At 38.1% G+C, this 7,123-nt stretch carries 11 protein-coding genes and 1 pseudogene; all 12 read left to right on the forward strand.

Annotated elements, in window-relative coordinates:
- Positions 1-96: 96 nt before the first annotated feature.
- Positions 97-819: pseudogene (locus ACYVAA_RS21720) on the forward strand (ATP-binding cassette domain-containing protein); the annotation flags it as partial.
- Between the two features lie 30 nt (positions 820-849).
- Positions 850-1,176, forward strand: a complete 327-nt coding sequence (locus tag ACYVAA_RS21725) for a DNA-binding protein (RefSeq protein ID WP_460545922.1) — start codon at positions 850-852, stop codon at positions 1,174-1,176.
- A gap of 111 nt (positions 1,177-1,287) precedes the next feature.
- Positions 1,288-1,473: a hypothetical protein gene (locus ACYVAA_RS21730; protein ID WP_460545925.1), complete on the forward strand. Its 186-nt coding sequence runs from the start codon at positions 1,288-1,290 to the stop codon at positions 1,471-1,473.
- Between the two features lie 11 nt (positions 1,474-1,484).
- Positions 1,485-1,667 (forward strand): hypothetical protein, encoded by a 183-nt coding sequence (locus ACYVAA_RS21735; protein ID WP_460545952.1) that lies wholly within the window; start codon positions 1,485-1,487, stop codon positions 1,665-1,667.
- Positions 1,600-2,370 (forward strand): CPBP family glutamic-type intramembrane protease, encoded by a 771-nt coding sequence (locus tag ACYVAA_RS21740; protein ID WP_460545950.1) that lies wholly within the window; start codon positions 1,600-1,602, stop codon positions 2,368-2,370. Before ACYVAA_RS21735 ends, ACYVAA_RS21740 begins: the two co-directional genes overlap by 68 nt.
- Positions 2,371-2,550: 180 nt before the next feature.
- Positions 2,551-2,994: a CPBP family glutamic-type intramembrane protease gene (locus tag ACYVAA_RS21745; protein ID WP_460545928.1), complete on the forward strand. Its 444-nt coding sequence runs from the start codon at positions 2,551-2,553 to the stop codon at positions 2,992-2,994.
- A gap of 117 nt (positions 2,995-3,111) precedes the next feature.
- Positions 3,112-3,642: a CPBP family intramembrane glutamic endopeptidase gene (locus ACYVAA_RS21750; protein WP_460545931.1), complete on the forward strand. Its 531-nt coding sequence runs from the start codon at positions 3,112-3,114 to the stop codon at positions 3,640-3,642.
- A gap of 572 nt (positions 3,643-4,214) precedes the next feature.
- Positions 4,215-4,550 carry a DUF6916 family protein gene (locus ACYVAA_RS21755; protein WP_460545935.1) on the forward strand — a complete coding sequence of 112 codons (336 nt, stop codon included), beginning with the start codon at positions 4,215-4,217 and terminating at the stop codon, positions 4,548-4,550.
- 10 nt (positions 4,551-4,560) lie between these two features.
- A complete protein-coding gene (locus tag ACYVAA_RS21760; protein ID WP_460545938.1) occupies positions 4,561-5,070 on the forward strand; it encodes a transglutaminase-like domain-containing protein in 510 nt (169 codons plus the stop codon).
- A gap of 28 nt (positions 5,071-5,098) precedes the next feature.
- Positions 5,099-5,389 carry a PqqD family peptide modification chaperone gene (locus ACYVAA_RS21765; RefSeq protein ID WP_460545941.1) on the forward strand — a complete coding sequence of 97 codons (291 nt, stop codon included), beginning with the start codon at positions 5,099-5,101 and terminating at the stop codon, positions 5,387-5,389.
- Positions 5,390-5,412: 23 nt separating this feature from the next.
- Positions 5,413-6,318, forward strand: a complete 906-nt coding sequence (locus ACYVAA_RS21770) for a phosphoenolpyruvate carboxykinase (ATP) (RefSeq protein WP_460545944.1) — start codon at positions 5,413-5,415, stop codon at positions 6,316-6,318.
- On the forward strand, positions 6,315-7,123 hold an 809-nt coding region (locus ACYVAA_RS21775; RefSeq protein ID WP_460545947.1), incomplete at its 3' end, for a sulfotransferase domain-containing protein. The genes ACYVAA_RS21770 and ACYVAA_RS21775, both read left to right, overlap by 4 nt.

Below are 7,123 nucleotides of genomic sequence, written 5' to 3' on the forward strand. Positions count from 1 at the left end.
CGGGCGACTTTTCCTGATTAAATTAATGGTTATAGGCCGCAGAGCCTGTCGAAGTGCCCGTGTTGGTAATGAGGAATCAATTTGCTGTGTTTTTTTATTAACTTTTGGTATGGAACCAGGGTGCATGTGTTTAAAGGATTGGACCTAACCATTATGAAAGGAAAGATATCAGGGGTAGTTGGTGAAAGCGGTTCAGGGAAAAGCACACTCATCTCTTTACTTCAAAACCTTTATCCCTTACAGTCTGGAACTATTCATATTGGAGAATATAATATTCGGTATTTCAAAAACGAGAGCTTAAGGAAATTGGTGTCGGTAGTTCCTCAGAAGATTGATTTATTTAGTGGAAATGTGATTGAAAATATTGCATTGGGAGACTATGCTCCGGATATGCAGAGGATTGTTACAATTTGTAATGAGTTGGGAATGATGCAATTTATTGAAGCACTTCCTAACGGTATGGAGACCTATTTGGGCGAAAATGGAGCCTCTATATCGGGTGGCCAGAAACAACGCATAGCTTTGGCAAGAGCATTGTACAGAGATCCCGAAATTCTGATATTGGATGAGGCTACATCTTCATTAGATCCTGTTTCGGAGGAGTTTGTACAAAAAGCCATTCGTCGACTAGCCAGGAAAGGTAAAACCATCATTTTTATTACTCATCGATTGGCCACTGTTTATGAATTTGATCGATTATATGTATTGGATAAGGGACTTCTGGTTGAAGATGGGAGTCATGCGGAGCTAATGGAATTAGGAGGCCATTATTATCAAATGTTTCAGAAGCAAATGTATATTCCAAATGGAATGCACTAAAATTCATAGAATGATTTAAATCTAACTATCATGAATATTTTTCTACGCATACAAAGAATACAACTGTTAAATAAGCTTATCAGCGAACAGCGAACAGGAACTCCTGAGTCTTTGGCGAAACGCTTGGGCATTAGCAGGGCAAAGCTTTACTTGCTCCTTGAGGAAATGAAAGATATTGGTGTGGAAGTCCATTATTCAAAGAGGACGGCATCGTTCTACTACAGCAATTGTGAGCGGCTTTCTTTCGAATTTTCCTTTAGCGTGATAGATGGAAATGATTGCAAAAATATCGATGGAGGAAAAATGTGGAACTTTATCCCAACGTCCAATTTTTTAGACGGAACATCTTTATCTTAATACTATGATCAGTGATTAGCGGTAAATGCTAGCTAGTTCCGTTGCTTCTACTGAGATTGGGAAACCAGACGCCCGGTAAAGGTTTGGGGTATTTTTAAAAATAAAATAGTTATGAACCAAAACACTATTGAATTATCCGAAAAGGAAATTATTGAGATAAATGGTGGGGTTTGGCCTAATCCCTATAGCTTTTTGCCTGGATATAAAGTAGCCGTGGCCATAAAGGAATTTGCATCTGGCTTCTTTGAAGGGGTTGATGTTGGATACACTCGGTCACCGAAATATGAGAGAAACTAAATAGGAATATCATGAAAATCATAGAATTAGATTCATCAGAGTTAATCAAAATCAATGGAGGAAGTGCCTATAAAACTGGTTATAAGATAGGCTACTGGGTGGGTGCCTTCGCAGCAACAATACGAAATGTTACATTTCTTACTGAAGACATCATTAAAGACACAGGTAAATTATTTGAACAGCTCAAGCCTTAAATCTAAGAGCGAAGGCCAAAGTTTTTTTGGCTTTCGCTCTAATTTCCAAAAATCCGTGCTAAAGAAATATTTCACATACTGTTTTCTTCTTTTCTTATCTGTTTTAGTGTTTTATCAATTTAATCAATTCCTTGTAAGGAAAGGAAAATTGATAGACTTAGGAACTTATGATGATTTATTACTTGCCTCAAACAAGGATTTATGGATTTTTATTTTTTTTATGGTAGTGCTTTTCCCTCTATTGGAGGAGCTATCGTTCCGTCTTGTATTGGTAAAAAAGCCTAAAAGCATTTATTACGGCATGTGTTTTTTTGTTGGATTTATTCCATATGTTATGAATTCCAAATTTCAATGGTTTGATTTGGGTCTATTATATGAAACAGGCTTGTTACTGCTGTTCGTGCTTTTAATGATAATATCTTTCAAAAGATATATGTTAAAATTATTTGAAGTATTTAACAAACTTTCATCGATACAATTGCTAGTTTTAACAAGCCTTTTTTTTGCATTGATTCATTTTGGAAATTTATATACTTCTGAAATGTTGCTATTTTCTTTGGTGCCACTGTTAAAGCACTTTGTATCAGGACTAATTTATGGAACTTTCAGGATAAAATATGGCTTCATTCATGGTTTCCTACTCCATTCAATTAATAATTTAGTAGGTTGTCTGGGAGTGATTTCATCCTATTATAGTTCTTAAGAATAGAATTTTATTGAAATAGTGAGAAATAGAGGCTGAAATTAATCTAACTATCTATTTCTATATTAAGCCAAAAACCAACAGGGTGGGCTAAATAAATTAGACTAACCAACAATTATTTACAGGCTTTATTACTATTCACTTCAAACCAAAAGGTCTTTGTTTTTAACGGTCTTGTGTTTGGTTAATTTAGCTTTTTCCTTTATCAGTTCGTTTTTGTTTACCTCTCTCGCAGGAGATGAAATAGCTAAAATCAGTTACCTGGAAGGGAAAAACCTTAGCTATATTTTCTTGGTGACCGTTATTATCGCTCCTTTGTTAGAAACCTTTGTTTTTCAGTATTTTATTATTGAGGTAGTCCTTTTTATTTTTAAAAAATTCAGTTTCCCTTTCGGCATAAATTGTTCGGTAATCTTCTCTTCGATAATGTTTGGGTTAGCTCATTCCTATAATGTTTACTATGTCCTAAATACCTTTTTGGTAGGAGTACTGTATGCCCTATTTTATCTGATGGCAAGGAAAAGAAGGGATATCAGTGGCTATATTACCGTAACCTCTGTCCATGTCTACAACAATCTTTTTGTCTTTGTAATGATGGACTTGCTAAACTTGTCTACTACTTAGTTTTAGAAAATGCCTGGTTTAGAGAGTATATTGTTTAATCGGTCGCAGACGTTTTTTTCTAAACGGAAAAGTATAGTAGTGTTATTTTTGGCGCTATTGATTTATGGAAATTTAATCGTGGAACCTATCGCCGATTATTATGGGGTGGGTGGTAATACGCCTTGTTTTTTTGATACCGATTGGTATGAATTGGCAGTCCTTCTATTGGTGGCTCCACTATCTGAGGAGCTGATCTTTAGGGGATACTTAAGCGGATATACAAAACACTATCTTTTTATTCTAATCCAAATATTACTTTTTGTCATCCTCCATATTACATGGGTAGTATGGGTTTCTGTATGCTCGGTATTATTGATTGGCTTGTTCTTTAATGAAACTAAAGAAGTTGGAGATGATGATCAGATATCCAAAAGACTTCTTTATTTATCTGCTTTGTTTTCTTCAATACTTTTTTCTCTTGGTCATCTAATGAGTATGACAGGAGATTCAGCTCAAAATAAGATCATCGTCGCATTAATTGCCTTTTTGCCCGGAGGATTGCTTTTTTCTTACGTAAGGTTTAAGGAGGGAATCTTGGCGGCAATAATTGTTCATGCCTTGATCAACCTTGGGGTTGTTAGTTTGAACACGTTGCTGTCGTATTTCTAATCACAGTACACAAAGTTTTTTTGCACATCCTCAGCGAACTCCGTGTCCTCCGTGGTTAAACTTTTAAACCACAGAGAGCGCTGAGGCCACAGAGGGGCTATTGTTTTCTGTGTCTTAGTGAAACCATAGTGCCCTCCGTGGTAAAAAACTGTCTGAGAAAGGAAAAGTTATTAACCCCAAAGAGCACCAAGGTGGCACAGAGATCCCAAAGCTTTTTTTAAAAACCTCAGTGAACTCCGTGTCCTCAGTGGTTAAACTTTTAAACCACAGAGAACGCCGAGGCCCCAGAGGGGGCTATTGTTTTTTGTGTCCTTAGTGAAACCTTGGTGTCCTCTGTGGTAAAAATACTGTCTGAGGAAGGAAAGGTTATTAACCACAAAGTGCGCAAAGGAGAGAAACAGACATCTGGATGTTTTTCTGTCTCCTGTTTTTTATCCAATTGACTTTTTAGTAAATTGGCTTAGTTTTATACCTTTATGGCCTATACAAATGAATGCTTTTTAACTGTTTTTTACCATTTGAAATTACTTAAGACATCACTGTTATTTTCACTTTAATAAATACCAATTTGTATGTATATCCCCAAGCAATCCGAGTTTAAAGCTGCCCTCCACACGTTTTTTGAAATTACCTATGATCCACAGAAGCCTGTTATGGAACTGAAATTGACAAAGGTTTCGGACGAGCGCGATCTGGGTGGTGAGTTTATAGGATATGATATCGTCTTTGAAGGCCCCAAAGACCATGGCGGTTATCTTCAACAAGGCACCTGGTCCATGAATAACGAACAACTTGGTGAAGTTACAATATTCGTGACACCGTTCAGGGAAAAGAAAGACTGTTACCTCTACCAAGCGGTATTCAGTTATGAAATTGAAGAAATGCCTGAAGGTGCATCGACCAATTAAAACCAGAGAAATGAGGATACACTCAGCGACCTACGATAGACCTATGAGAATACCGTCTGTTTTTGGCATCAAAAATTTCATAAAATTACTTCTTCGGCATAAGTTCACCATTCCGAAAATCTGGGTATTACTGGGAGTTTCAAGGTTCCGGGTACTGTTTACCCCTTTTAGCACCATTGCCAAAAAGATAGGACATTTCCAACAAGAAACCCCTTCAAACCCGGTTCCGGAAAATGAATTATTGGTAAGTATCGGCAGCCTGATCCGCTACGTGAGCAGGTTCACTCCTTGGAAAAGCAACTGTTTTGCACAGGCATTGTGTGCCCATCATATCCTAAAATCAAAGAAAATTGACCATACCATTTACTTTGGAGTACAAATGAATGAAACAATGGAAATGAAAGCCCATGCCTGGCTAAGGGCCGGAAGCCTCATTGTGACCGGAGCATCAGGCCGTCAGGCTTTTACCGTTACAGGTAAATTTGCTTTTTATATCGAAAACAACTCATCCGTCCATTAATTTGACGAATGCATAAAACGGTACAAGAATGACAGTCGACTCACTTACACCATCGCAAAAGATCCAACTTAAAGAAGACCTGTTAACAACAAAAATAGGAGATGAAACGGTGCTCATGACCATAGAGAGCGGAAAGTATTTCAGGATCAATAAGGTCGGGACACTTATATGGGAACAGCTAAAATCACCAACAACAGCAGAAGAAATCGCAAAGACTTTGGTGAACAGGTATAAAATCAGCTTTGAAGAGTGCATCGATGACATCTTACCATTTTTGAATGCACTGAACAAGGACAAGCTGCTTGTCCACCCTGCCTAACTACAAAACCGCCAACATTGACTATGAGCTATCACTATCAGGTATACGGTCTAAATATATCCTCCGAACTGGAGTTGCCCGAACTGTTGCCATCCGGTGATCAGGACAAAACGGATGTAAGCATTTTTTTCGGGGACACTCCGGAGGGGCTGGAAAAATGTTTGAAAAAAGGGGTGACCTATGAGGTGGGCCAAAGCGAATTTCTTTTTGAGATCTTTGATGTGGCCCGTTTTTATATTGCTGATGGGAAAAGCATCACCATCCGCCCAAATGAAGGGGGCCGGCCGGATGATATCCGCCTTTTTATCTTGGGGACCTGTTTCGGGGCGATCCTGCACCAACGGCAGGTACTGCCCATTCATGCCAGTGCCATCGAACATCAAGGTGAAGCGGTACTGTTTATGGGGAGTTCGGGTGCAGGAAAATCAACCACTGCTTCGGCCTTTCGGCTTACGGGACATAGTGCCATCACCGATGATGTCTGTCCCATAAAAATAATCGATGGCCTGCCCTATGCGGTCCCCGGATATCCCCAGTCCAAGCTGGGTGAAGACGCCATGGAAAGCCTTGCTATCGATAAATCCCAATATGGCCTGGTAAGGGAAGGCATAGGCAAAAGGGCCGTCAGGTACCGGGAGGGATTTGCTTCTGAGCCGGTCAGGATCAAAGCATGTTATTTGCTGAAAATCGAAAAAAGTGCTGAAGCAACAGAGATGGAAACAATAATAGATAGTGACAGATTTATTGCTTTAAAGAGCAATGTATATCGAAAACATATAGCTGAATCCATGAAACTTCAGTTTCATTTACTCTCTACTATTGGCAGTATAGCCAATAATTGTAAAATAAAAACGGTAAAAAGACCACAAGACAGCTCAATAGATGAAGTAATGGCGGTCATCAAGCAAGATTTGAATAAAGCTAAATGAAACTGACATCTGAACTTGTTTATTTGGCCTCCTACCCTAAATCAGGTAATACCTGGCTGAGAATTTTTTTGGGGCATTTGATGAAGGGAGAAAAACTCAACATCAACAAAATGAATGATTATTCTCAAATAACCTCTTCTCGTACACTTTTTGAAAAAACATCGGATCTCAATTCCTATGAATTAACCGATAATGAAATAGCGTACTATAAACCCTTGGTGATAGAACAATACATAAAAGAGCAAAGCCAAACCATTTTTTTCAAATCTCATGAAGCATATTTAAAGACAAAATTCAACAACTGGCTTTTGCCTCAAAAACCATCCTATAAAACAGTCTATATTGTCAGAAATCCTTTGGATGTATGTGTTTCATATACACACCATGGAGGGATTTCCGATTATGACAAAACCATTAAATACATGTGCGATGGAGCTAAGCCAACTACTGGGACCCATAATCAATTGGCGCATTATATTGGGTCTTGGAGTGAGCACATTGATACCTGGACGAGCAATTTTCCAGCTAAACAGCTTCTGATAGTTCGATACGAGGACATGGTTAATAACCCCTTAGCTACCTTTACACAAATCACACATTTTATTGGTATTAGTTGCTCAAAAGATCAAATAGATCGAGCTATAGCTCTATCAAGTTTTGATAGATTGCAAAAGCTTGAAGAAAAAATATCATTTTCTGAAAAACCTATTAAAGCCAAAAAATTTTTTAGAAGAGGAAAAATCGCATCATGGAAAGAAGAACTAACTACAGAGCAAGTAAAGGAGATTGAAAAAAGTCACTTCAC

Source organism: Echinicola sediminis (assembly GCF_054777495.1).

Coding starts and splice junctions, on each gene's coding strand:
- ACYVAA_RS21735 (WP_460545952.1), top strand. CDS start 1,485: ATGAAAATCATAGAATTAGATTCATCAGAGTTAATCAAAATCAATGGA.
- ACYVAA_RS21760 (WP_460545938.1), top strand. CDS start 4,561: ATGAGGATACACTCAGCGACCTACGATAGACCTATGAGAATACCGTCT.
- ACYVAA_RS21765 (WP_460545941.1), top strand. CDS start 5,099: ATGACAGTCGACTCACTTACACCATCGCAAAAGATCCAACTTAAAGAA.
- ACYVAA_RS21740 (WP_460545950.1), top strand. CDS start 1,600: ATGTTACATTTCTTACTGAAGACATCATTAAAGACACAGGTAAATTAT.
- ACYVAA_RS21730 (WP_460545925.1), top strand. CDS start 1,288: ATGAACCAAAACACTATTGAATTATCCGAAAAGGAAATTATTGAGATA.
- ACYVAA_RS21755 (WP_460545935.1), top strand. CDS start 4,215: ATGTATATCCCCAAGCAATCCGAGTTTAAAGCTGCCCTCCACACGTTT.
- ACYVAA_RS21725 (WP_460545922.1), top strand. CDS start 850: ATGAATATTTTTCTACGCATACAAAGAATACAACTGTTAAATAAGCTT.
- ACYVAA_RS21770 (WP_460545944.1), top strand. CDS start 5,413: ATGAGCTATCACTATCAGGTATACGGTCTAAATATATCCTCCGAACTG.